This window comes from Paenibacillus sp. GM1FR (assembly GCF_002803315.1).
Classification (GTDB): Bacteria; Bacillota; Bacilli; order Paenibacillales; family Paenibacillaceae; genus Paenibacillus; species Paenibacillus amylolyticus.
On record NZ_MKZL01000022.1, the window covers coordinates 173,909 to 199,603 of the forward strand.

At 46.1% G+C, this 25,695-nt stretch carries 20 protein-coding genes; 11 read left to right on the forward strand and 9 right to left on the reverse strand.

The window, feature by feature from the left end:
* Positions 1-16: 16 nt before the first annotated feature.
* Complete coding sequence (locus PAEAM_RS16450; RefSeq protein WP_100528272.1) at positions 17-874, reverse strand: alpha/beta fold hydrolase; 858 nt, start codon at positions 872-874, stop codon at positions 17-19.
* 113 nt (positions 875-987) lie between these two features.
* Here PAEAM_RS16450 and PAEAM_RS16455 point away from each other — a divergent pair, with 113 nt between their 5' ends.
* Positions 988-1,935 carry a LysR family transcriptional regulator gene (locus PAEAM_RS16455; protein ID WP_347707879.1) on the forward strand — a complete coding sequence of 316 codons (948 nt, stop codon included), beginning with the start codon at positions 988-990 and terminating at the stop codon, positions 1,933-1,935.
* A gap of 184 nt (positions 1,936-2,119) precedes the next feature.
* Here the strand turns inward: PAEAM_RS16455 and PAEAM_RS16460 are convergent, their stop codons facing one another.
* The 4 genes from PAEAM_RS16460 to PAEAM_RS16475 all read right to left on the reverse strand — a co-directional run bounded on the left by PAEAM_RS16460 (position 2,120) and on the right by PAEAM_RS16475 (position 5,377).
* Positions 2,120-4,099, reverse strand: coding sequence for an LTA synthase family protein (locus tag PAEAM_RS16460; RefSeq protein ID WP_243391386.1), 1,980 nt, complete (start codon positions 4,097-4,099; stop codon positions 2,120-2,122).
* Between the two features lie 171 nt (positions 4,100-4,270).
* A complete protein-coding gene (locus PAEAM_RS32510) occupies positions 4,271-4,768 on the reverse strand; it encodes an antibiotic biosynthesis monooxygenase family protein (protein WP_100528274.1) in 498 nt (165 codons plus the stop codon).
* Positions 4,769-4,860: 92 nt separating this feature from the next.
* Positions 4,861-5,175 carry a hypothetical protein gene (locus PAEAM_RS16470; RefSeq protein ID WP_100528275.1) on the reverse strand — a complete coding sequence of 105 codons (315 nt, stop codon included), beginning with the start codon at positions 5,173-5,175 and terminating at the stop codon, positions 4,861-4,863.
* Complete coding sequence (locus PAEAM_RS16475) at positions 5,165-5,377, reverse strand: helix-turn-helix transcriptional regulator (protein ID WP_036612923.1); 213 nt, start codon at positions 5,375-5,377, stop codon at positions 5,165-5,167. Before PAEAM_RS16475 ends, PAEAM_RS16470 begins: the two co-directional genes overlap by 11 nt.
* A 169-nt stretch (positions 5,378-5,546) precedes the next feature.
* Here PAEAM_RS16475 and PAEAM_RS16480 point away from each other — a divergent pair, with 169 nt between their 5' ends.
* The 3 genes from PAEAM_RS16480 (at position 5,547) to PAEAM_RS16490 (ending at position 10,725) form a co-directional block, all read left to right on the forward strand.
* Positions 5,547-7,859: an ATP-dependent DNA helicase gene (locus tag PAEAM_RS16480; protein WP_100528276.1), complete on the forward strand. Its 2,313-nt coding sequence runs from the start codon at positions 5,547-5,549 to the stop codon at positions 7,857-7,859.
* Between the two features lie 204 nt (positions 7,860-8,063).
* The gene (locus PAEAM_RS16485; protein ID WP_076253720.1) at positions 8,064-9,545 is read left to right on the forward strand and encodes an alpha-amylase; all 1,482 of its coding nucleotides are present in this window, start codon (positions 8,064-8,066) and stop codon (positions 9,543-9,545) included.
* Between the two features lie 547 nt (positions 9,546-10,092).
* Positions 10,093-10,725: a hypothetical protein gene (locus PAEAM_RS16490; RefSeq protein WP_133120453.1), complete on the forward strand. Its 633-nt coding sequence runs from the start codon at positions 10,093-10,095 to the stop codon at positions 10,723-10,725.
* 175 nt (positions 10,726-10,900) lie between these two features.
* Here PAEAM_RS16490 and PAEAM_RS16495 read toward each other — a convergent pair whose 3' ends face one another.
* Positions 10,901-11,644, reverse strand: coding sequence for an MBL fold metallo-hydrolase (locus PAEAM_RS16495; protein ID WP_100528278.1), 744 nt, complete (start codon positions 11,642-11,644; stop codon positions 10,901-10,903).
* Positions 11,645-11,847: 203 nt separating this feature from the next.
* On the opposite strand from PAEAM_RS16495, the gene uxaC reads away from it, so the two are divergent.
* The 4 genes from uxaC (at position 11,848) to PAEAM_RS16515 (ending at position 17,831) form a co-directional block, all read left to right on the forward strand.
* Entirely contained in the window at positions 11,848-13,290 is a 1,443-nt protein-coding gene (gene uxaC / locus PAEAM_RS16500; protein ID WP_100528279.1) for a glucuronate isomerase, read from the forward strand.
* A gap of 400 nt (positions 13,291-13,690) precedes the next feature.
* Positions 13,691-14,233 (forward strand): MarR family winged helix-turn-helix transcriptional regulator, encoded by a 543-nt coding sequence (locus PAEAM_RS16505; RefSeq protein WP_036612904.1) that lies wholly within the window; start codon positions 13,691-13,693, stop codon positions 14,231-14,233.
* Positions 14,230-15,957, forward strand: coding sequence for an ABC transporter ATP-binding protein (locus PAEAM_RS16510; RefSeq protein ID WP_076253717.1), 1,728 nt, complete (start codon positions 14,230-14,232; stop codon positions 15,955-15,957). The genes PAEAM_RS16505 and PAEAM_RS16510 overlap by 4 nt, the downstream gene beginning before the upstream one ends.
* The gene (locus PAEAM_RS16515) at positions 15,954-17,831 is read left to right on the forward strand and encodes an ABC transporter ATP-binding protein (protein WP_076253716.1); all 1,878 of its coding nucleotides are present in this window, start codon (positions 15,954-15,956) and stop codon (positions 17,829-17,831) included. The genes PAEAM_RS16510 and PAEAM_RS16515 overlap by 4 nt, the downstream gene beginning before the upstream one ends.
* Before the next feature lie 656 nt (positions 17,832-18,487).
* On the opposite strand, the gene PAEAM_RS16520 is transcribed toward PAEAM_RS16515, so the two are convergent.
* Complete coding sequence (locus tag PAEAM_RS16520; protein WP_036667883.1) at positions 18,488-19,081, reverse strand: hypothetical protein; 594 nt, start codon at positions 19,079-19,081, stop codon at positions 18,488-18,490.
* A 547-nt stretch (positions 19,082-19,628) separates the two neighbouring features.
* Between PAEAM_RS16520 and PAEAM_RS16525 the strand changes: the two genes are divergently transcribed.
* Positions 19,629-20,525, forward strand: coding sequence for a diacylglycerol/lipid kinase family protein (locus tag PAEAM_RS16525; protein WP_100528280.1), 897 nt, complete (start codon positions 19,629-19,631; stop codon positions 20,523-20,525).
* Between the two features lie 40 nt (positions 20,526-20,565).
* On the opposite strand, the gene PAEAM_RS16530 is transcribed toward PAEAM_RS16525, so the two are convergent.
* Positions 20,566-21,156: a GNAT family N-acetyltransferase gene (locus PAEAM_RS16530; RefSeq protein ID WP_100528281.1), complete on the reverse strand. Its 591-nt coding sequence runs from the start codon at positions 21,154-21,156 to the stop codon at positions 20,566-20,568.
* A 330-nt stretch (positions 21,157-21,486) separates the two neighbouring features.
* Here PAEAM_RS16530 and PAEAM_RS16535 point away from each other — a divergent pair, with 330 nt between their 5' ends.
* On the forward strand, positions 21,487-22,284 hold the full coding sequence (locus PAEAM_RS16535; protein WP_100528282.1) for an MORN repeat-containing protein: 798 nt from the start codon (positions 21,487-21,489) through the stop codon (positions 22,282-22,284).
* 158 nt (positions 22,285-22,442) lie between these two features.
* Here PAEAM_RS16535 and PAEAM_RS16540 read toward each other — a convergent pair whose 3' ends face one another.
* Positions 22,443-23,069, reverse strand: a complete 627-nt coding sequence (locus tag PAEAM_RS16540; protein ID WP_100528283.1) for a TetR/AcrR family transcriptional regulator — start codon at positions 23,067-23,069, stop codon at positions 22,443-22,445.
* Positions 23,070-23,247: 178 nt separating this feature from the next.
* Between PAEAM_RS16540 and PAEAM_RS16545 the strand changes: the two genes are divergently transcribed.
* Positions 23,248-25,479 carry an MMPL family transporter gene (locus PAEAM_RS16545; RefSeq protein ID WP_100528284.1) on the forward strand — a complete coding sequence of 744 codons (2,232 nt, stop codon included), beginning with the start codon at positions 23,248-23,250 and terminating at the stop codon, positions 25,477-25,479.
* Positions 25,480-25,695: the final 216 nt, after the last annotated feature.

Sequence of the window (25,695 nt, forward strand, 5' to 3'; positions counted from 1 at the left end):
CCAATGTAAGTTGGTTTTAAAATATTTTCTTTAAGAAGTGGTGAATGAGCTCATGGATCTCTGTCACATGTGTTTCGAGAGCAAAATGCCCAGTATCAAGTAAATGCACTTCTGCAGATGGGATATCACGCTTATAAGCTAAAGCTCCAGCAGGAAGAAAAGCAGGATCATTTTTACCCCATACAGCTAGAAGAGGAGGTTGATAATTGCGGAAATAAGCCTGAAATTCAGGATAAAGATCCACGTTTGTTCTATAATCGAGGATTAAATCCAGTTGGATTTCTTCAGCTTCCGGGCGTGACATGTAGGCAATATCCAGTGAATATCCGTCTGGTGAAACAAGGCTAGCATCAGTTCCATGAAGATACTGAAAGTTACGGATAGTTTCGGGGGTTAAGGAATCACGACATGCTTCACGATTTTCAGGTGTTGGAGAGTGCCAATACATCTCCCAAGGTCCCCATGCGTCACTAAACCCTTCGACATATGCGTTGCCATTCTGACTAATAATGGCTTGAACTTGTTCCGGGTGAGCCACTGCCAAGCGATAACCGACAGGTGCCCCATAATCAAACACATACATTACATATTTCTTAAGAGCTAATGCTTCAGTGAAACCTTCAATAACTCGAAACAGGCTGTCAAATGTGAAGTCAAACTGACTACGCGGTGGAGTTGCTGTGCGACCAAACCCAGCAAGATCAGGGGCAATGACACGATATTGTTCTGCCAGTTTGGGAATAAGGTCGCGAAACATATGACTAGAGGATGGAAACCCGTGTAATAGTAAAATAACTGGGCCATCCTTAGGCCCGGCTTCACGGTAAAAAACTTCGACATCTCCAACTTTCTGGTGCTGATAACTAATCTTCATTTTTTTACATCTCCTTCTGGATTCATTAAGAAGTCCAATATTATTTCTCTTACTTACTTGTACAACTGGTGATGACGTGTTTTTATTGTATAATTAAACTATTTATTTGAATAATGAATAGATTGAATACTAGCTATTTTAAATCGAAATACAAAAGGGTGAAAGATATGATAAATTCCTTAGAGGGTCGTTTTTTTCAGGCATTTATTGCTTTGCTTGAAGAGAAGAGTTTCAGCCGAGCTGGGGAGCGCTTAGGTTATGTCCAGTCCACAGTAACAACTCATATTCAACAGCTGGAGAAGATCTGCGGACAGAAGTTGTTTCATCGATTTCCACGAGGGGTGGAACCTACGGAAGCTGGAAAAGTATTTTCCAAATATGCTTATCAGTATGTCCACTTAAGTGAATCCCTTAAAGAAAGTATGAATGATATGAATGAGCCGTGCGGAACAATAAATATTAGACTACAGGAATCCTTTTTTCTTACGCGCATGCTTCCATTTGTACAGGAATATACGAGAACCTTTCCAAGCGTATATTTACGTGTTGAACAAGGGGCGCATCAAGATATTCTAAAAAGTGTGCTGGAATATGCCCTGGATTTTGGCATTGTTCCTCAAAACCCTGAGCGACATGACATTCTCTTTTATCCGATTATGGAAGAGACTATTGTTTTTGTTGCATCTGAGGATTTGGTTTGGAAAGTGGAAAGTGTAGGGGCGCAGATTCTAAATGACGAGGTGTTTATCAGTAACGGCACATCTTGTTTGTATCATACGACTGCTGTAGATGTTCTAAAGAATGAAGGGATTGTGGTTAAGGATGCGTTAGAGCTTTCAAGTCTTGAGATGATCAAGGAACTTGTATGCTGTGGAAAAGGTTTTGCCTTGGTCCCTAAAATAGCGATCAAAAACGAACTAAAGATGGGTAGATTAAAAATTCTTCCTTTTACTTCTAAAATAAGCTTTACGCATGGTCTGATTGTTCATAAAAATCGAGAGCGTAGTTTTACTGCTGAAAGTTTCCAATCGGAACTACTTAAATATTTTAAAGAATATTGATCCATTAGCTCTTGTAGCCTTCTGAAATGGTAAAGGGTTGAATGCCGATTGTGTGTAATTCAAATAACGCACATGTTCATCCTTGCAGGATTGGTCATGTACGTTATAGATGTGTAATCTTGAAGAAACTTCAGTACTTGGTGATTCACTATGAAGCTCTTTTTAGAATATTAAAAAAATAAAATCAGTTCGCGTACTTACGATCCGGTAACTGGCTCAAATAACTGTTGGACAAGTGTGCAAGATCCAATGCCCGATCATATTGTTCCTTCGTTATAAACCGTGAAGACTGCCCACTGTTATTGGGTGTGGAGAATACTGAAGGTACCTTTTCCGCCGAAATCTTCGATATCTCTTCTGAAGGAACACCCGTCTGCTGTTGCTCGGTATCTTGTCTGCCCGCATCAGCTAGGGAATAATGCGTTCCGTCCCCGTATCCTTTCGCCGGTATGAAGAGAGAAGCATCGTTTAGCACTGACCCGGAAGGAAGGTAATAACGTTGGGGTAGGAGATTATCACCTTCATGCAACAAATCCTGTCCGAAGTGTAATTGGTCCTTCAGCGATACTCCGGTGAGTCCCGCAATCGTTGGCAGAATGTCCACCTGGCCTCCGATCTGCTCCAGCTGTACACCGGGAGTAGCACCCGGGGCCGAGATAATGAGTGGAATATTAATCATATCTGCTGATGTGTATTCCCGACCATACAATTCTTTCATAAGGACTTTGTCATCCCGATCCAGTGAGTAGATGGGAAGCCCCAGGTGATCCCCGTACAAGACAAACAAGCTATTTTCCCATAATCCCCGTTCTTTCAATCCAGCAATCAACTGTCCAACTGCCTCATCCGCATAATGCTGTGATATCAAATAATCACCGGGCAACGTATCCTTGTAACGCTCTGGCAGCGTCAGCTTCACCTTGTTTTTAGGCAAAGTGTACGGGTGGTGGGCTGACATAGAGATGATATGGGCATAGAAGGGATTCCCCGAAGACTGCATGGATTCCAGCTTATCCAGTGTTTTGGAATACAGTACTTCATCCGAGGCTGAAAAGGCGATAGAGTCCTGCGTGCCGAAATAATCAATATCATAATAATGGTCGAATCCAAGTGCCTTGTATAACTGATCCCGATTCCAGAAACGAACATCATTTGTATGGAATGTGGCTGTTTGATATCCGTTTGCCGACATCAACTTGGGTAGACTCGGCAGAGCTTTATCCGCATATACGGTTGTTGCTGCCCCGTTCGGTGGGGTGTAAAAAGATGTGTTCACAACAAATTCTGCATCTGATGTATTTCCCTGTCCCACTTGCTGATAGAAGTTCGGAAAATACAGGCTCTGTCTAGCCAATTGATTCAGATTAGGCGTAATCTCTTGTCCATCTACCTCTAATCCAATCAGAAAGTTCTGAAACGATTCCAACTGGAGCATAATCACATTGCGTCCGTTTGCGGCACCCTGCTCCACAATCGCAGGAAGTTCGGTCGATTGCTTCAGTTGGTCGATGTCAGTCTGATCAATGTGAGCGATGGGCACAGGTTTATCAGGTCGATCCAGGATGGTATACGCCTCGTAACCGAGGATGCCCATCTGTTCTGCTTGTGTAAGCTCACTCATGCTGGCCCGATTGGGATAGATGTTGAGCATGCACAGGATCATGGAAAGGGTCAGAATGACCGAGGCAACCCTTCTTCTGGCACGTCGTTCAAGCGGAATGCGGTTCGGACGTTCTGTACTCCCGAGCTTGATCCGACGACGAATGAGTATCCCCCCGATAATCAGAACGTCTGCAAAAATAAACAAATAATAGGGGTCAAGCAAAGAAAACATGCTGCTCTTGACCGAGGTCACCTGATTCACCTGTGCCAGCGCGTGATAGTTAACGATTACACCATAGTATTTGTAGTACATGATGGCTGCAAAGAAAATCCCTGAGAGCAGCAAATTCATGGCAAGGTATATCCACATTCGCCGCTTGGCAGCAAACCACTCGATTAGACAGAAGCCGATCCAGATGAGCGGCAATTCGGTCAGCAGTGGTTTCCAGACAGGGATGTCATCAAAGATAACAATCCAGGCCAGTGAACTTTTGATCATCATGATAATGGTAAAGAATATAAACGGTCCGCTTAGAAATCGGGTGAGTGAACTGCGTGACAAGGTACCGCCTTCCCTTCCGAAGTTTCATTTAACAAGTATTATCCTATCTGAGCATGGCTGTGTCAAAAATGAGAGCCTTCTACAATTGACGGCAAAAAACCTCTTCCATGCAGGAAGAGGTTTGAAAAAACATGGGCCACTGCGATAAAAGCCAGATGCGACCCAATTTCGTTATTCTATAGTGTACGTTGTGACGTAAGAAGGTCTGGGGAACATGGTGGGCTTCTGTGCGGTCAGCCCTTCGCTTGTACTGCGGTTGCGATGAGCGTGACTATATGCTTGGGATTCCTGCCAGCCTTTGAAGTTTTCTTCCGACTGCCAGAGTGTAAGTACGACATACGTGTCATCCTTCAGAGGACGAAGCACACGAATACCGACAAAGCCAGGCTCGTCTTCTACCTTGCGGGCACGGTTCTTAAACCGTTCTTCAAAATCGTTACGACCATCCTCTGTGACAGGGATATTGTTGAGAACAGCGTAACCACCGCCAGTCCAGGAGCCTGCGGCATCAAAAGCTTCATATGCGGCTACTTTATCATCAGACTCAATATTCATCAGGCGTTCTGCGGATTCAATAGCCAGACGCACGTGCTCTTCGCTTCGCAAAGTCAGATGCGGGTATGCAGCAAGTGCATCCGGAATCGGTGAAGGAACCAAATAGATATACATAGAAGCTGCCTCCTTATTTAAATGCTTTCCATTTCAACATAGCATATGGGATTGTGCGAGTCCAATCGGTTCACATGTATCGGACAGGTGGGCTAATTCCGAGCTGAGTAGTATAGGTTTGCCGCAATAGAAGATAAACAATGAATGACAAACACTGCAGTAATAATGAAAAAGGAAAGCGATATTCCGTCTAGCATAACTACGAGGATCCAAGCCAGAGCAAGACTGATGGTTGTCGCATTCCAGGAGAAGGCCTTTGCTCTCGTGATACAATAGAGGTATCGCTCATCCAGTCCGTTTTGCTTTCTTGCAATCAACCTTGTGAAAAAAATAATGAGTATTGCAAATAACAAACCAGCTACAATTCCACCGATCCCGATCATCCGATTCAGTAATTCAGAACTCAATATTCTCATCTCCTTCAAAAATAAATAATTCCTCGATCTGACAGCCAAATAATTGGGCAAGCTTGTGAGCAAGAACAAGAGAAGGTTTGTACTTTCCGGATTCCAACGATATGATGGTCTGCCTGGAGACCTTAAGCCGTTGAGACAGTTCTTCCTGTGTGATGTGCATATGTATTCGTTTGTCTCTGATTAGATTTTGCAAGTATATCCTCCCATAAGTAAAGTTCGCTTTACGTAAAGTTAACTTTACTTATGCGACGATGGAATGTCAATCTCTCTTTATAATATTTTCCACTTCTTCGAGGTGGTGCTGTGTCCAAAAGCATATTTCATGATAAAGTATAGTCACTACAAACAGAACGGGTGATCGTATGACAACAACAATTCGGATATCGGTTAGACCTTTGGTGGAGTATGTGTACCGCAGTGGCAGCATACGTCCAGGGTTCCGGACCAACGCATCGATGCAGGAGGGAACTCGAATCCATCAGCGGGTACAGAAGGAGTACACGGAAGAGGATCTGAAAGAGATTGTGCTCGAAGCTGAGATTCAACATGGGGATCTGACCTATGTGGTGGAGGGACGATGTGATGGCCTGATCCGGTTGGAGGGTCAGTTGACGGTGGATGAGATCAAATCAACTGCGGGCAATCTGGATGATCTGGGAGAAGGTCTTCCAGTGCACTGGGCGCAGGCCATGATGTATGCCTACATGTACGCCGTTCAGCAAGATGAACCACGCATGCAAGTGCAGTTGACGTATGTGCATTCGGTAACCCATGAAGAAAGACGGTTTCGCCGAATGGCAGAACGGCAGGAACTTGAGCAGTTTGCGGCAGAAGTGATTGCCGGTTATGCGCCATATGCAGAGATGATCGCTGCATATGAAGAAAAGCGTGATATCAGTGTGAAAGAGCTACCGTTTCCTTTTCGCAAATACAGGGAGGGACAGCGGAAGCTGGCAGGAGCCGTATACAAGACAATCCGTGAGGGTCAGGGATTGATGGCGAAAGCACCAACAGGCATTGGTAAAACGATGTCCGTGCTGTTCCCCACAGTCAAAGCGATTGGCGAAGGCGAAGCGAGCCGATTGTTCTATCTGACCGCAAGGACGACGACACGGGTGGCGGCAGAAGAAGCTTTTGCCCGGATGCAATCGGAAGGATTGAAGATGCATGTGATCAGTCTGACCGCGAAGGACAAGATATGTTTTAAGGAAGAGGAAGCTTGTGATAAGGGGCAGTGCGGCATGTGTGAAGGATATTATGACCGTATTAACGGGGCCGTGCTGGACATGCTGGAACATGAGACGTTGATGACACGTCCGGTCATCGAGCAGTATGCGCGCAAACATCGGGTGTGCCCGTTTGAGTTTTCACTGGATGCGGCGTATGCAGCCGATGCGGTGATCTGCGATTATAACTATATTTTCGATCCGAGGATCTCTCTGAAAAGAATGTTGGAGGAGCAGAAACGCAAGACGGTGTTATTGGTGGACGAGGCTCATAATCTGGTCGATCGTGGCCGAATGATGTTTTCCGCTGAGCTGGAGAAGGCAGTATTTCTGGATGTGAAAAGAGAGTTCCAGTCGCTGGACAGCAGTGTGCCTGCTGCCAAAGCCATTGTTGACTACACCGGGGCCATTGATAAGTATCTGATTACCCTTCGGAAAAACGGTGGAGAAGAAGGAAAGATCATCCAGCAGGAAGCACCGGAGGAACTGATTGAACGACTGGAGCCTTTTGTCATGGTTGCGGAGCAATGTCTTGTTGAAGGTGGTTCAGGGAATGCCGAGACGGATCAGTTGCTGTTGGATGCCTACTTCACGGCACAGAATTTCCTGCGTATTGCCAAGCTGTATGATGAACGTTTTATTACGTATGCAGAGTGTGTTCGAAGTGAAGTGAGAGTGAAGTTATTCTGTCTCGATCCTTCGGTACTGCTTCGTCAGACGGCCAAAGGATTCCGCTCCCTCATTCATTTCTCAGCCACATTGTCACCCCTTCGCTATTATCGGGATATGCTGGGTGCAGAGGAAGAGGATTATACATTGCAGATTCCATCGCCATTTCAGCGTGAACAGCTGGATGTAAGGCTTCTGCCCTTATCTGTGCGATATAAGGACCGGGAGCAATCCCGGCGCCCCATTGCAGAGATGCTGCAACAGCTGGTAAGTGAATGGCCGCGCAGCAATCTGATGGTCTTCTTCCCTTCCTACCCTTATATGCGCGAGATATATGAAACCTATGCACAGCTTCCGAATGAAGCGGATACGGTCATACAGAAGCAGGGCATGAACGAACTGGAACGGGAGCAGTTTTTGGATGGATTTCAGCCGAATCCTGAACGAACACGCTTGGTATTTGCTGTCATGGGTGGCGTATTCTCTGAGGGTGTCGATCTGCCGGGAGACCGCTTGAATGGCGTCGTTGTGGTAGGTGCGGGGTTGCCGCAGATTGGTCTGGAGAACAATGTGCTTCGTGATTATTATGACCGTACAGGCCGCAACGGGTTCAATTATGCCTATATTTTCCCCGGTATGAACAAGGTGCTACAGGCAGGAGGAAGGCTGATTCGGACAGAGGAAGACAGGGGCGTGTTGGTGCTGGTCGACGATCGTTTTATCCAAGAACCGTATCGTTCCCTGCTGCCCGAGGAGTGGCGGGACTATAAACGAATTTGAATATGATGCATCTCCACAGTAATTTTCAATGGAATCAGGCAAATGCTGAACCAAGAAGTTTAACATTTTTCTCAGATTTCTTTCCTTTATATGATTGAAGGGTAGGGTGAAAGGGTTATAACTTGGTTAGCAACGAACGAACAACGGCGATTACCCTATCCGTTCCGCGGTCCGCTTCGAAAGCAATCAAGGAGGTCGGTTATAATGAAGAGAAATCATACCATGATGCAGTTTTTTGAATGGCACCTGGCTGCAGACGGAGATCATTGGAAGCGACTGGCTGAAATGGCCCCGGAATTGAAAGCCAAAGGCATTGATACGGTATGGGTGCCTCCTGTGACCAAAGCCGTATCAGCTGAGGATACAGGTTATGGTGTATATGATCTGTATGATTTGGGTGAATTTGACCAAAAGGGTACCGTGCGTACCAAATACGGCACCAAGCAGGAACTGATAGAGGCCATTGCTGAGTGTCAGAAGAACGGCATTGCCGTCTATGTGGATCTGGTTATGAATCACAAGGCCGGAGCAGATGAGACGGAAGTGTTCAAAGTGATCGAGGTTGATCCCAATGATCGAACGAAGGAAATTTCTGAGCCGTTTGAGATTGAGGGCTGGACCAAATTCACATTCCCGGGTCGCGGGGATCAATACTCCTCTTTTAAATGGAACTCTGAACACTTCAACGGCACGGACTTTGATGCCAAGGGAGAACGAACAGGTGTATTCCGCATCGCGGGAGAGAATAAAAAATGGAATGAGAATGTCGATGATGAGTTTGGTAACTATGACTATCTGATGTTCGCCAATATAGATTATAACCACCCGGATGTTCGGCGCGAGATGATCGATTGGGGGAAATGGCTGATCGATACCCTCCAGTGTGGTGGGTTCCGGCTGGATGCGATTAAGCATATCAACCATGAATTCATTAAGGAATTCGCAGCGGAGATGATCCGCAAACGCGGTCAGGATTTCTACATCGTAGGCGAGTTCTGGAATTCAAACCTGGATGCATGTCGTGAATTCCTCGATACGGTAGACTATCAGATCGACCTGTTTGACGTGTCTCTTCACTACAAGTTGCATGAGGCTTCGCTTGCAGGTAGAGACTTTGATCTCTCCAAAATTTTTGATGACACCTTGGTGCAGACCCATCCCACACATGCGGTAACCTTCGTAGATAACCATGACTCACAACCTCATGAAGCGTTGGAATCATGGATTGGAGACTGGTTTAAGCCGAGTGCTTATGCGTTGACACTATTACGTCGCGATGGTTATCCGGTTGTATTTTACGGAGATTATTATGGCATTGGTGGTCCTGAACCTGTGGATGGCAAAAAAGAAATTCTGGACATTCTGCTGTCAGCCCGTTGCAACAAGGCGTATGGAGAGCAAGAAGATTACTTCGATCACGCCAATACGATTGGCTGGGTACGTCGTGGCGTAGAGGAAATCGAAGGTTCCGGTTGTGCAGTGGTCATCTCCAACGGGGATGACGGTGAGAAGAGAATGTTCATTGGAGAGCATCGTGCTGGTGAGGTTTGGGTGGATCTGACGAAGAGCTGTGATGATCAGATTACCATTGAGGAAGACGGCTGGGCCACCTTCCATGTGTGCGGTGGAGGCGTCTCGGTATGGGCCCTTCCGGAACAGAATGAGGACTGCGCTGACGCTGAGTAACGGCATGTGCCAGGCAGGATAAGAAAAGGTACACGGATTGATATGAAAACAGTATATAGATAGATCGTTATCGTTAAACCATCTGAACAGGAGAGCGAGTATACCTGTGTCCAGGTGGTTTTTTGCATTTATCTAGGTTCAACTAAAACTCCATCCTAACGAACCGAGGGCACCTTATTTGCACTGAATTAGCGTTATTGGAATTCTAACGAATCTCAGTAACCTTATTACTCTCAAAAACGAATGAAATAGCGCCAATTGGAGCAACATCACCTGATTAACGCGTTTGAGATTCGTTAGAATACTGGTAACTATGATTTCAGCCGAATAAGGTCTCTCAGATTCGTTAGCTTAACGTGGGTTAAGTGTCGCCGCCATACGCAAACGAATTATTGCTACAATTAAAAACATGAAATGAGAAAGAAACAGTTCGGTCCCACATCTTAATACATGGTACAATAATCCAAATATGGAGTGTTAGAAAACAAAATGAGAGAACGTAATAAGCGATATTCTTTGCAGAAGATTGGAGAAGAGGAGGGGCGGCATGAGTCCCAAAAGAGAGATGAACCGTTTCTTCCCGTTAGTCATGTACCTATGTGTAATAGCCGTGTGTCTGGGGGCTTGCAGTTTGGGACCAAACCAGGGGCCAGCGGGTGAACCGAAGCGAACCGATGAGTATACGTTGAATTCGGAGCGAAGAGATTTGAATGAGCGGGTTACGAAGAACCTTGAGTCTTTTCAGACGAACTCGCCAGATGATTATAATTTGACAGCAACGGTGGATGTGAGTCATGAATCCGGAGTTGATCGGATTACTTATGAGATTTTGGTGAATGAGGCTCGGGTGCCCATGGTTAATGTCATTCAGTCCTTCACCCTCGATCCCAACATGATAAATCGAATAGATGCCGGAGCGTTATTTCATTCCAATGTGAGCAATACACACGAGATTAGTTTAGAGTCTGACAAGGAACCGCTTGGATTGAGTTTGAGCAGAAGTTACGTCTTGAAGCCCAAGGCGGAGATCGACAGCAATATCCTCCAGCGTTATGCAGATATGTATATCAAAATTTCCTATGGCCCAAATGATCAGCGAACGGAAGATTATTTTCACATCCATGCCGAGCCCTCTCCGAGGACAATTGAGCATATGAAGTCATGGGAGAAAGAAAAATAGGAAAAAGCAACGCCCACCAGTTCCGTATGAGGAATCTGAGTAGACGCTGCCGGTTATCTATTTGAGATAGTAAGGTTATTACTTTTCAAAATACTGATTCATCGTATCCCACATTCGATTGAACTCACTTCGTTCCATTGAAAATGCTCCAGGCTTCTCAGGTTTGTGGTTTTACCTACTCCAGTTCAAATGATTCCAACGTGCCAACCATTCGCAGATTATGCTCGCGGTTGAACTGATCCCGTCTGTCCGCATCCGCGTATTGATCATGATAATGCATCAGTACGGTTTTCTGTCTCACTTCCGCGGGTAACTGCTCCAGATCCTTCAATGAGGTATGGGATTTGATGACCAGATCGTGCATATGACATTCATGGAAAATCAGCTGCACATCAGCGGCAACTTGCTCCACACGTTCCTGGTCGAGTGTACTGTCAGCACTGTAATAGAAGTAAGGCTTGGCGAGTAGCCCATTGCTGACCATACCGGGAACATGCTGTGTCCGAAACGTCTCAAACGTCACGCCGCCCAGTTCGAATGTGCCTCCATCTGGCAGGGGAACGACATCGTAGTAATCGCTCATGGTACGTTCACCATCCGTTGTGTAGCGCATGCCGGGGGATAGAATGTTCCAGAGCGGATCTACCAATTGTTCGTGGATGAACAGACGGGGTTTGCGGTCGCCTACGATCTGTGCGTAATAACCCAGCATTTGTACACCGTTAATATGATCTTCATGCAAATGGGTAATGAACACATTGTGGATATCGGTCATGGCGAATCCATATTCCTTGAGTGCTTTAGCATTTGATTCTGGAAAATCAATGACCAGATGCGTGTCTTCGAATTCAGCCAACATACTATTGTGGTGCTGCTCCACGCTGAACATATCTCCAGTGCCGAGAAAAGTAACTTTCAATTCATTTCATCTCCTTGTGTGATCTTCAGATCAGCATCCTTGCGTTAAATCCAGTATACCTTGTTCCCGAATATATGCCTAAATCAACCTTTTTTGATAACGCTATCATTTTATATTGAACTTTGATGATAAACAGTGTAGCGTAAAGATGGGAAGTGAACCCATATGAACGTAAACTCACCTAAAGGGAGCGTGCGAGGCGAATGAAATCTTTTCTGGATGAACAATTTTTGCTGCACAATGAAACGGCGATCAAGTTATATGAGGATTATGCCAAAGACATGCCGATTATTGATTATCATTGCCACCTCAGTCCTCAGGAGATCTACGAGAACAAAACCTTTGGCAATCTTACAGAGGCTTGGTTATACGGTGATCACTATAAGTGGCGGCTCATGCGCGCAAACGGAATTGAAGAGCAATATGTGACCGGCGGCGAGGGAGTAACCGATTACGATCGTTTCATGGCTTATGCCAAAACGGTACCGATGATGATTGGTAATCCGCTGTACGCCTGGTCTCATCTGGAATTACAGCGATATTTCGGCGTCTACGAAGTATTGAATGAGACAAGCGCACCGGCCATCTGGGAAAAAGTAAATGCCAAACTGAACAGTGACGGATTCGGTGCACGCGATCTGATTACCAAATCCAATGTCACTGTTGTGTGCACAACCGATGATCCAACGGATTCTCTGGAGTATCATCTGAAAATTCAGGAAATCGAAGGCTTTGATACGGCGGTATTACCTTCTTTCCGCCCGGATAAAGGCTTGGAATTGAACCGGGATACCTTCGTGGGATGGGTGGGCAAGCTGTCGCAGGCATCTGGCACTGCCATTTCAGATTATGAATCCTTCCTTGCTGCGCTGGAGTCACGTGTGGAATTTTTCCATTCCGTCGGCGGCAGAGTCTCTGACCATGCACTTGATTATGTTCCTTACGGCGTGGCTACACGCGAAGAAGCAGCTGCCATCTTTGCAAAGGTACTTGCGGGTCAGAAGGTAACTCGTGAGGAAGAGGACAAGTACAAGACGGTAACGCTGACGTTCCTTGGCAAACTGTATGCAGATCGGGGCTGGGTGATGCAGTTCCACATTAATGCAGCCCGTAACAACAACACACGGATGTTTGCCAAACTTGGGCCGGATACTGGTTACGATGCCGTGAATGATACGCCGCTTTCCGCAGCGATGATTGGATTGCTCGACGCGTTGGAGCAGCAACAAGCACTGCCCAAAACGATTCTGTATTCTCTGAATCCACGGGACAATGAAGTGCTCGCGGCGATTATCGGCAGCTTCCAGGGCGGGGGTATTCCGGGCAAAATCCAGCTTGGTGCCGCCTGGTGGTTCAATGATACGAAGGATGGCATGCTCACTCAGATGAAAGCCCTGGCGAATGTTGGTCTGCTCAGCCGTTTTGTTGGCATGCTGACCGATTCACGCAGCTTCCTGTCCTACACCCGGCATGAGTATTTCCGTCGTCTCGTCTGCAACCTCATCGGTGAATGGGCCGAACAAGGGGAGGCACCGCAGGATATGGAGCTGCTCGGTCAGATCGTACAGGGTATTGCCTACAACAATGCAAAAGAGTATTTCCCGTTTGCCTCAGTGCCTAAAACAGTCTCTGCTTCACAGTCCTGATGAGTAACAAAGGCACCTAATCATGCAATTTATGCAATAAGAAGATTCTTTTGTGTCTACTTTTCAATCGTAATAAAATGCTCCCCTTCCTTACCTCCGGGCCATCATCCACCGGAGTAATGAACGGGAGTTTCTTTATAAGTTGAATTCATGGAATTGTACATAATAACTATAGTGGACTCCAATGGAGGCCATATGACAAAACCCATAATCAAGCGCGTGTATGCTCTTGGTTATGGGTTTATGTTGGTTATTTTTAGATGTTTGACAATGGCTTCTTGAGATAATATACTTAGTACACCTAATTAATTGTGCATCTATTTAATTGCATTACTATTTAATAGATGTCCTATGATGTTGGATGTCTATGGAATGATAAAGAAAGAAGGAGGGACCCATTATGACTGGTATAGATCCGGTCGCTCAGAAGCTTTTGTACTCCATTATGCAGTTTAATAAAGGCAAATGGAGGCAACATAAACCTCATGGGCGCAATCACAATGAAATTATGGTGCTGGGTTGTTTACTCCACGGGATGCATCCGGGAGAACAATTGAACTGGCAGGACAATCCGCCTGATTTCAATGACACGATCGAATCCAATCACCCCGGGATGAAAGTCTCGGAAATCAGCGCATTGCTACGAGTGAAGTCACCGACCATTACACCTGTTATTCGTGGCCTTGAAGATGAGGGGCTGGTCAAACGGACGATGGACCCGGAGGATCGCCGTGCTGTCCGCATCACGATTACTGAAGCAGGTCGTGAAATTATTCGGGCTGCTCACCAAGAACGCATGGAAATATTCAATAAGTTAGTTGAGCATTTGGGTGAGCAAGACAGTACTCAGCTGGCTGAGTTGTTGACAAAGGTATACACCTTTTTTGATACATTAACTTCCTTGCAAAAGGATGATTCGACAAGAGGAGATGATAAGCCATGATGAAACTGTTTCGCATGCTGAAGCCATACCAAATTCCGATTATTTTTATTCTGGTGTTGGTACTGTTTCAGTCGCTTGCTGAATTGTACCTGCCTACGTTAATGGCAGATATTGTGAATGACGGCATCATTAAAGGGGATATCCCGTATATCTGGCAGATTGGTGGATGGATGTTGGTCATCGCGATTGGCGGAACAGCGTGTTCGGTGATTGCCAGTTATCTCTCATCTCGAACAGCTGGCGGATTTGCCAAACAATTGCGTAGCAGAGTATTCCGCCATGTGGAGAACTTCTCTCTCCAAGAGTTCGATAAGATGGGTACTGCTTCGCTGATTACGCGTACGACGAATGACATCACACAGGTACAGAATGTACTTACAATGATGCTGCGCATGATGATTATGGCTCCGCTCATGTGTATCGGGGGTATCTTCATGGCGGTATCTCAGGACGCCAAATTATCTACGATTTTCCTGGTCGTGCTTCCGGTACTCGGTGGAGCAATTGCGCTGATTGGTGCCAAGGGTTTACCTTTGTTCAAAACCATTCAGAAAAAGCTGGACCGACTCAACCTGGTGCTGCGTGAGCAGTTAACAGGGATTCGGGTTGTTCGTTCCTTTAACCGTGGGGAGCATGAGAAAGTGCGCTTTAACGGGGCCAATACAGAACTGAGAGATTCATCGATCAAAGTTAATGTGCTCATGGCGACCATCATGCCTGTGATGATGCTGGTTATGAACTTTTCGATGATTGCCATCCTTTATTTTGGTGGAATGCGGATCGACACTGGTAATATGAACATCGGTGCATTGATTGCCTTCATCCAATATGCAATGCAGATCATGTTCTCACTTATTATGGTTTCGATGATCTTTGTCATGATTCCAAGAGCTTCAGCATCGGCAGAACGGATTAACGAAGTGCTTGATATGCAGCCGGATCTTAGCAATCCCGAGCAGCCTCGTGGTATGAAATCCATGCAGGGTATGATTGAGTTTGACAATGTAACTTTCCGTTATCCTGGCGCAGAGAATCCAGCTTTGTCCGATATCTCCTTCACTGCTCGCTCAGGTGAGACAACAGCCATCATAGGCGGTACGGGTTCTGGGAAATCGACATTGCTCAGCCTTATTCCACGATTTTATGATGTGACGGAAGGCAGTGTTCGGGTAAATGGTACGGATGTGCGTGAAATTCGGCAGGAAGATCTTCGTGCCAAAATTGGCTTTGTACCACAAAAGGCAGTCCTCTTCACGGGTACGATTACGGAGAATATCCGCCACGGGAAAGACGATGCCACAATGGATGAAGTTGTTCATGCTGCCCGTACAGCTCAGGCGGAGAACTTCATTACCGAGATGAAAGAGGGATATGACAGCCTTATCGCACAAGGTGGTAACAACGTGTCTGGTGGACAAAAGCAACGTCTGTCCATCGCTCGCGCACTTGTTCGCCGTCCGGAAGTGTATATCTTTGATGACAGTTTCTCTGCTCTCGATTTCAAAACGGATGCTAAACTTCGTGCTGCGCTGAAGTCCGAAACGACAGAAGCGGCTGTGCTGATTGTTGCGCAACGCGTAAGTACAGTAATGGATGCTGATCGCATTCTGGTTATGGATGAGGGCCGAATTGTCGGTTCAGGAACACATAAAGAGCTGCTGGAGCACAATGAAGTGTATCGCGAGATTGTATCCTCCCAGCTGACAGAGGAGGAGATCGCATGAGTGAACGTACAGAACGTAAGTCGCCTCGTCCCCATGGTGGGCCGGGTCCAGGTCCCGGAATGGGCATGCGACCTCCCGCTGAGAAAGCAAAAGATTTCAAAGGCACACTGCGTCGCTTGATTCGTTATCTCCAGCCCCATAGTTCTCGTCTGCTAGGTGTGCTGGTTGCAGCCATTTTGAGTACCGTATTCAGCATCATCAGTCCAAAAGTTATGGCCGAAGGAACGGATATTCTCAGTAAAGGCGCCATTGCCATCCTTCAGGGTGTACAGGGAGCCGGGATTGATTTTCCTGCATTGATAAAAGTATTATACCTGCTTGGCGGACTCTATCTGTTCAGTGCTGCATTTATGTATGTTCAGCAATACCTGATGGCCGGTGTGGCCCAACGTGTTGTGTATGACATGCGTGAGCAGATCAGTGCGAAGGTTGGACGTCTTCCTTTGAAATATTTTGACTCCCGCACAACTGGGGAGACACTTAGCCGTGCCACGAATGACGTGGACAATATCAGTAATACACTTCAGCAAAGTTTGGCACAGTTCATTACGTCCATCGTCACAATTGTCGGCGTAATTATCATGATGCTGACGATTAGTCCATGGATGACGCTGATCACGATTTTGACGTTGCCACTCAGTGTAGTTGTTGTCATGCTGGTTGCATCTCGTTCGCAAAAACACTTTGCGGGTCAACAGAAATCCCTTGGGGAACTGAATGGTCATGTCGAAGAGATGTACACGGGACACAAGGTCGTCAAAGCATTTGGACGCGAAGAACAATCCGTACAGCAATTTGAGAAGGTCAATGAAGAATTGTATGAATCTGGCTGGAAAGCCCAGTTTATCTCCGGTATTATTATGCCGCTCATGAGTTTTGTGGGTAACTTGGGTTATGTACTGATCTGTGTGGTCGGTGGGATCTTCGTTACACGTGGTTCTATCTCTATTGGGGATATTCTGGCCTTCACACAATATTCCCGTCAATTTACACAACCGATTAACCAGATTGCAAATATCTCGAATATTATTCAATCGACGATTGCTTCGGCAGAACGGGTATTCGAGTTGCTGGATGAAGAGGAAGAAGTTCCGGAGTCCAAACAACCCGTGCAATTACAGCAGCCTAAAGGTGCGGTTGCATTCCAAGGTGTTAATTTTGGATATAAAGAAAATGAACTGCTCATTCATAACATGAATATTGATGTAAAACCGGGACAGACGGTAGCCATTGTTGGACCAACGGGAGCCGGTAAAACCACCCTGATCAACCTGTTAATGCGTTTCTACGAAATTCAGGATGGTCGGATTACGATTGACGGTGCAGACATTAAGGACATGGAGCGTGGTAAGCTGCGCAGTCTGTTCGGCATGGTGCTTCAGGATACCTGGTTGTTCAACGGAACGATTCGGGACAACATCGCCTATGGTCGAGAAGGTTCTACGGAAGACGATGTAATCAAGGCAGCCGTTGCGGCACATGCGGATCACTTTATCCGTACACTGCCTGATGGTTATGATACGGTGCTGAATGAAGAGGCGTCGAACATCTCTCAAGGGCAGAAACAATTGCTGACCATTGCAAGAGCGATTCTGGCGAACCCGGCTATCCTCATTCTGGATGAAGCGACGAGTAGCGTGGATACACGGACCGAAGTATTTATCCAGAAAGCAATGAATGATCTGATGAAGGATCGCACGAGCTTTGTCATTGCACACCGTTTGTCTACCATTCGCGGCGCCGATCTGATCCTGGTTATGGATCATGGTAACGTGATTGAACAGGGTAATCATGATGAATTGATGGCAAGTCAGGGCTTCTACGCCGATCTGTACAATAGTCAGTTTGCGGAGCAACAACCGCAGGCGATCTGATTACACTGTAACTAACTAGAATAGCCGGGAGCACTCTTAGGGGTGCTCCCGGCTATTTGTCGTGTATCCAGAGGAGTCGATTCTAATGTGGAGCAGATTGGATTCGTTTGGATACGATGGATCTATAAGATGTGATGGAACGTTGGCATAGTAATTGGAGTGTGGTGCTCGTCAGCCTTTCAGTTGTTTGCGTGAGGTGCAGACAGGATGAGGGTTCATCCTTCGTCCATGCTAACGAATCGTAGACACCTTATATGGAGGATTATCAAGCACTCCCAACTCTAACGAACTTGAGACATGTTATTTCTCTGATAAGCAACACAAAGCGGTAAAAGAAACTGAAGAATGAGGAAATAAAGTGTCTATGATTCGTTAGAACGCCGGTATTGTGGAATTGTGCCTATTAGAGTGTGCTGAGTTCGTTAAAATATTCTAATAAACCTTAGTCATAATTGTCTTACATATGCCATGCGTGCAAAAATAAAAACGGGACGAAGCGGTGTAACTACACTGCTTTGTCCCGTTTGTTTATATTTTGAATTCATCGTACACCAATCGAGATACAACCACACGGGCATAAGATCACCGATTGGGACATCCAGATTGGTCATGAGATACTTTGTATGCCTCTGTTTGAACAGGGCATGACCCGCATTTTACTGATCCTTAGAATCGTTCGCAGGTTCATCAGTGTCATTGCTAGAGACCGACTTTACTTCTGCCTTCACGTCGTCGCTGTTAGCTTCCTCCAGCGCAGACGGAGCGGGTTCACCCGGGATTAATTCGCGCTGCTCAATCATGCGTTTGACAACCTCATAACAGTCATCCACATGTTTGTTACCCACATAGCGCATGGCTGTGAAGCTGAGTGCGGCAGCCAATCCCTGTCCTGCAAATGGGACAAATTTGGCGACGGATTTGGTGGCTACGCGTACGCCGACTCTTTTCAGAACCTGGACAACCAATTCCTTGGTGATCATACGACCAATGACTTTGCTTCCGATGGACATGACGAATCCATAGATCATGGATTTGGTCTCGGGGTCCATGCCGTCCAACTGTTTTTGTGATAATCCGAATTTATTGTTAATGGCAGGCAACAGCTGCATCAGCATCCCCACATCAGCCAGTACGTCTGTACCGGGTAGCGGAACGAGTGTTGTACCGGCAGATGCGGTAGCTCTTTTGCGAACCATGGTACGGCATTCCTTGCGAACTTGCTCCAATTGTTCCAACGTTGCCGGAATCATAGGGAATCCCTCCATTCGTATATGGTATAGATATAACCGTTTTGACTCAATTTGAATGGGTTCTCACCAGCAAAATTTGCAGCCTTATGACATTAAGGTGCCGAGAAACCCTTTTTCTCATGCATACATCTGGTTAAAAAAGGAATTGGCTAGTTAGATAAAAGGGTTATCTATTTAAGTTTAACTATACATTTACACGAGAACGTAGAGGACAGAAATAGCCTGAAGAAGCGAAGTGTTGGCCTAAAAGCTTTCTGAAAGAAAGCTACATCGGAAGCATACGCTTATCACCAGATTTTCACCTTTGTAAAAGTAAATCAGAAAAATCTGGGGATAACAGCGATCGGAAGGTTATTCTGGCATCGGAGTGGCATGTGTGAATAATCTTAAGTTGAACTTATATAGCTATTACGAATGAATGAGGATTAGGATGCATACCTGATTGGGAAACCTATTTGGAATCATGATGAGTGCGTAGCGAAGGGCTTGTTTACGGCTTCAACCTTTGTGGGTAAAGGGTAACAAGCATTGGAATGGAGGAAGAGGGATGGAGTTTAACAAAGCGTTGTTAATTCATCATCATCATTCGGGCAAGGCCAGTCGTGAGAATACAGTGGGCCTTGTGGCTGGTGTGCTGGCTCCCGCTGTCCATGAACTCGTCATTGTGCGTACGGATGAAGCTGGTGAAGGAGAGAAGGTGTGTCGTGAACGCGGGGAGCAATTTGATGTGGTGTTTATCCTGGGTGGGGATGGCACGGTGCATGAATGCGTGAATGGACTGGCCGATCTGCAACATCCTCCGTTGATTGGTACATTGCCTGGAGGCACCTGTAATGACTTTGCGCGTTCGCTCGGCATTTCACCGGATGCAGAGATTGCGGCACAAGAAATGCTGGCAGGTCGGGTGGTATCTATTGATGTTGGACGAGCTAATGATCGGGTGTTCACGAACTTTTTTGGCATTGGCTTGATCAGTGATGCATCGCAGAATATTAACGAGAATCTGAAAGGCGCGCTGGGGAAGCTCAGTTATTTTATCAGCACTTTACAGACAATTAGTCATACAGAGCCGTTTCGTTACCAACTGGAGGCGGATGGGAAAGAGATGGAAGGCGAAGCGGTGATGATCTATGCAGCCAATGGCCGTTTTCTGGGAACAAATGCATTGCCCTTTGCACCGGATGCGTTGCAGGATGGCGAACTGGACGTGCTCATTATTCATGAGACAGGCATTCCGCTGCTGCGAGAGATTCTGTCGCACAAGCCAGAGGGAGAATGGCAACCTCAGAGTGAGAGTATTTCATACTTCAAGGCATCTACGTTAAAAGTGAAGACCGATGCGCCGATGTCAGCTGACACGGACGGCGAATTGTATATGAAGACACCCGCCGAGCTGTCGGTGCTGACGGGTCATCTGAAGTTTCTAACCGGGGAGGGTTATTAAATCCCCCGGTTTTTTAGTTTGATTTTAGTTGATCGAAAACTTAAACATTCCCTGGCTGATCTCTCATATCACGTTGCCTGAACTCATCCTCAAGCATGCTCATCTGAATGGCATCATGGTATTGATGATTGTAGAACAAGACATCCCGCTTCACACCCTCGCGCTGGAATCCAAGCTTCTCATACGTGCGAATTGCTCGCTCGTTGAAGGCGTACACCTCAAGCTCGATTCGATGCAAGTTACAGATGCCGAAGCCGTAGTCCAGCATAAGTAGCAACGCCTCGCTACCGTAACCTTTTCCTTGATGCTCCGCCTGATCGATGGCAACCCGGATATGTGCACTGCGATTCTTGGCATGCATGTCCATCAGGACGACATCTCCGATGATCTGGTCATTTTCCTGTAAAGCAATAAGTAGCATGAGTCTGGTGTCATCTTGTGCAGCGCTCTCAACATAACGTTCAACCTGAGCACGTGTGAAACTGTTCTGTGTACCCGTCAGCCTGCGCATCTCGGCGTCAAACAGTCCAGGGAAATAAGTATCCACATCTGTAATCTCGAAAGGGCGCAGGTATATGCGCGACGTTTCTAGCAGACGAGGGATACGTGGGGATGGTTTTGAATGTGACATGGTTATTTCCTCCTATAGGTTCCAGGCTAGTATTATTCATGTTATGTATCGTATTAATCAACGGGAAATAGATAATTAACAACACTTTACCATATTTTCTCATGCTTGTAGCTATAATGGTCGATATAAGTATTGTCGTGCTTGCTAAGTCGAAGAGAAACTTATTTTTGAAGATTCGTATTACTCTGCTCGAATTACATATTTTGATTTGCTGTACTGTATACATAGCTGCGTTGTAGTAAACCAGACATTCATAGTCTTAAAGAGACGTATCAGTTTACCTTAGCAGGCCGATAGATTCTATACGAATAGAAATGGGGATTTAACGAAATGCGAAAGTTAGAGAATTGTTTGAAGTGGTTTACTGTTTTTTTAATTTTGGTTACACCGCTGTTTACTTCACCTGGACAGGTCTCAGCAGCGAAAAAAGAGATCTATATCACTCTTTCTGGAGAAAAACACAGATATGTAGGAGAAGTCAAAAATGGTGTTCCTAATGGTAAAGGAATATCCTACTTTCCAAATGGGAAGAAGAGCTTTGAAGGTAAGTTTGTAGCGGGAATGCCTCATGAAGGAAAAAGGTATAACGCAGATGGAAAGCTGTACTCGGATATTTCTAATGGACAGGGAAAGACTTATTACCCAAATGGAAAGTTTAATTATGTTGGTAAGGTGGATAAGGAAACATGGCTTCCTTCAGGTAAGGGTACCGAATATTATCCAGATGGAACGGTTAAATATAAGGGCGATTTTTTGAATGGTTCGTTTCATGGTCAAGGTAAGTGGTATACAGAATATGGTGAAATGTTCTATCAGGGTACGTTTAAGAATGGTTTGCCACAGGGACAAGGTAAAGCATATCAATATGGAGAAATTGCCTATGTTGGTGCATTTGATAAAGGAGTACCCACGTATTCTGGCAAAATTAAATTGTACGAAGATGGTGTAATCATCTATGATGGGCAGGCTAAAAATGGAGCCATTACCGGCAAAGGTAAAGGGTACTTAAACGGTAAGTTAGTCTATGTGGGCATGTTTAAAAACGGAAGACCAACGGGTGAAGGTAAATTCTATACGGAGAATAGTAGTGATGGCCCTAATATATCTATTTATATCACTGTTGACTAAGTAACAGGTAAGTAATTACAGGATCAGTTCAAAATTTTCAGGAGCAGCGTCCTATAATCATGATTAGATTTCAACAAATAAACCATCGGTAGGTGTGTTCATTGCATCGGTCCGATGGTTTTTTTGGCATAACTGCTTTTGAGATACAGCTATATATTTTAGTACCGTTTAACCGCTCCATCCAGAAATAGCCCCACCAGTTCCGGTGCAAGTTCCTCGATGCTGCCGCCATTCATGTTGCGTACATCTTCGCGGTTCGCGAGCATGAGCAGTGACGTAAACGCATGGGCAAGCAGCATGGGGTTCCCGACCCGCAAATAACCATTGTCCATCTCCTTCTGAAAATGGGTGGCTAGCACTTCAAATATGCGAACCTCTGCTTCCCGAATCTGGGCGAGTTGCTCCGTGTCCAGATGTTTCTCGGCTTCTCGCATCATGGTCTCCGTTTCAATATGGGAATGCTGCATCTTGGCTTCGGCAACCTTAACCAGCCGTTCTTGCAACGTACCAGGTTCATCCAGACGGAGCGAAGTCTGCTGCATGCCCATCGCCATCATGCGGGTGATGGCAACGGTGAACAGATCAGCTTTGCTGGAGAAGTGATAATAGATTGATGCTTTGGTCACATTACATAACGAAGCGATCTGCTGGAGAGAGACGGGTTCATACCCGTATTCCATAAACAGACGTGACGCGGTCATCAATATGTTGGATTGCACAGATGCTTGATCCACACCAGTTTTGGGTCTACCCGGTGAACGGGGAATGTTTGTTTTTTTGCTCATAAGTACATACCTCTTTACGTATTTAATCGCTTGTTAGACGTGTTCACAAAATTAGGCATTGCAAAATTAACCTTCCGGTATATATAATTAACTCGATTATACTATGACCCGTGGTTCATTACTACACCATCACATATATTAGGGCTTCATAGAAACAGAATAGGGAGATGAAGAGACAATGCAGGAAGGTTCGGGTTACGGCCGCTGGGTTGCCGGCAAACGAAGCAAATGGATTACGCTGTTGGTATGGATCATTATCGCCGTTGTGCTTGGCATGGTATGGCCTGCTGTAGGTGATCGTGAAACCAATAACGCACAGGATCTGAGTGAATCCAAACCATCGGTTCAGGCAGCTGCACTTGCCGAGAAGGAATTCCCTGGTGGTGAAGGACTGCCCGCGCTGATCGTATGGCGTCAAGCCGGCGGTCTGACAGATGAACAGATTCAGAACATTCAGGCATTAACGGAGCGACTGGATCAAGATCCGGTAGAACAACAACAGTCCGTTGTGCCACTCTATCAATTGCCACCACAGGCATTGAAAGGCCAGCTTTCGGAAGACGGAAGTACTTTGGTTATGCCACTTTTCTTCAATGAAGGTGCCGATTCAGAACAATTGAAGGAAGCTATTGAAGCACTTGAGCAAAAAACACAAGACATCTTCGGGGCAAATCCGTTCGATGTAGCCATAGATGATACCAATACACTGATTGCCCGTGTGACAGGGCCAGTAGGGATATCCATTGATGCGAGCGGGCTATTCTCCTCCGCCGATGTATCCTTGCTGATCGCTACGGTTGTACTGGTATTAGTACTGTTGCTGTTAATCTACCGCTCGCCGGTATTGGCGATTATCCCGATCATTGCGGTTGGATTCGCGTACATGGTGACAAGCCCCATTCTCGGATTCATGGCAGATCAGGGCTGGATTACGGTAGACGCACAGTCGATCTCAATCATGACTGTATTGTTATTTGGAGCAGGAACGGATTACTGCCTGTTCATGATCTCAAGATACCGCCAAATTCTCTATCATGAGCCGGACAAAAAGAAAGCCATTTTCCAGGCAATTACCGGATCATCTGGCGCCATTGCCATGAGTGGATTCACGGTCGTTGCAGCACTACTGGTGCTGTTGCTGGCTGAATATGGTGCATATCATCGCTTTGCCGTACCATTCAGTCTGTCCATCTTTATTATGTTTATTGCAAGTCTGACGCTGGTTCCAGCGCTTCTTGCGATCTTCGGTCGGGGTTCATTCTACCCGTTCGTACCTCGTACACATGAGATGGAAGTGGAACGTGCGAAGAAAAAAGGCAAACCGGCTCCGGCCCCGCGCAAAATCAAGGAAAGCTGGATTGGCCGTGTTGTGGTAACAAAGCCATGGACTGTTCTTGCAATTACGTTGGTATTGCTGGGAGGACTGGCAGCATTCTCTACTCAGGTTAAATTCACGTATGATCTGTTGTCCTCATTCCCGGAGGATGTGCCTTCCCGCGAAGGTTTCACCGTCATTGGCGAACAGTTTTCCCAAGGTGAGCTGGCTCCAGTGAAAGTGATCGTTGATGCCGAAGGCAAAGAAACTGATCTGAAGCAACGTCTCGAATCGCTGGATTACATTAGCAAAGTAGGCGATGCGCAGCAGGGTGCCGAGAATGCCAACATTACCGCCTTTGATGTGGAATTTAATCTGAATCCATATTCCATGGAGGCAATGCAGCATATTCCTGATCTGCGGGCTACTGCGGAACAGGCGCTTCAAGATGCTGGTGTAGCTAATGTGGGCAGTCAGGTCTGGATCGATGGTCAGACGGCTGAACAGTATGACATTGAAGTAACCGGAGAACGGGATGCCAAGATCATTATTCCCGTGGTCATCGGCATGATTACATTGTTATTACTATTATACCTGCGTTCAGTTGTAGCTACGGCGTATCTGATTGCAACGGTCGTTCTGTCTTATTTCTCTGCACTGGGTCTGGGTTGGATCATCATTCATTACGGACTTGGCGCAGATGCCATTCAGGGAGCGATCCCGCTGTATTCCTTCGTGTTCCTCGTGGCACTGGGTGAGGACTACAACATCTTCATGATCTCTAGCATCTGGCAGAAACGCAAAACGATGCCGCTTCGTCAAGCGATTAGAGAAGGTGTTGGCGAGACAAGCTCTGTTATTACATCAGCAGGTCTGATCTTGGCAGGAACATTTGCGGTACTTGCTACATTGCCAATTCAGGTGTTGGTGCAGTTTGGTATTATCACAGCTGTTGGTGTCATGCTGGATACCTTCCTGGTTCGCCCGTTCATGGTACCGGCGATCACCGCATTGCTGGGTAAATGGGCCTTCTGGCCAGGCAAGTATGTGCCGATTGCTGAGAAAAATGAAGAGAAACAGAACCAGTCCATGTAATGCATGGATTGGGTGAAATGGACGGCGGGGCTTCAAGCCTGCTGTCCATTTCTTTATTTTCCGAACGATAATGACCTCTACCAGTTGTCCTCCTGAGATGGAATGGTGGAACTGTAAAATATCCGCAGGATGAGGTGTGATCCTTGTTTTCTTTGATTGGGGAAGGTTTACGTAACCAAGGGTTATGGGACATAATAGAGAGAGCGTCGGCCTTGA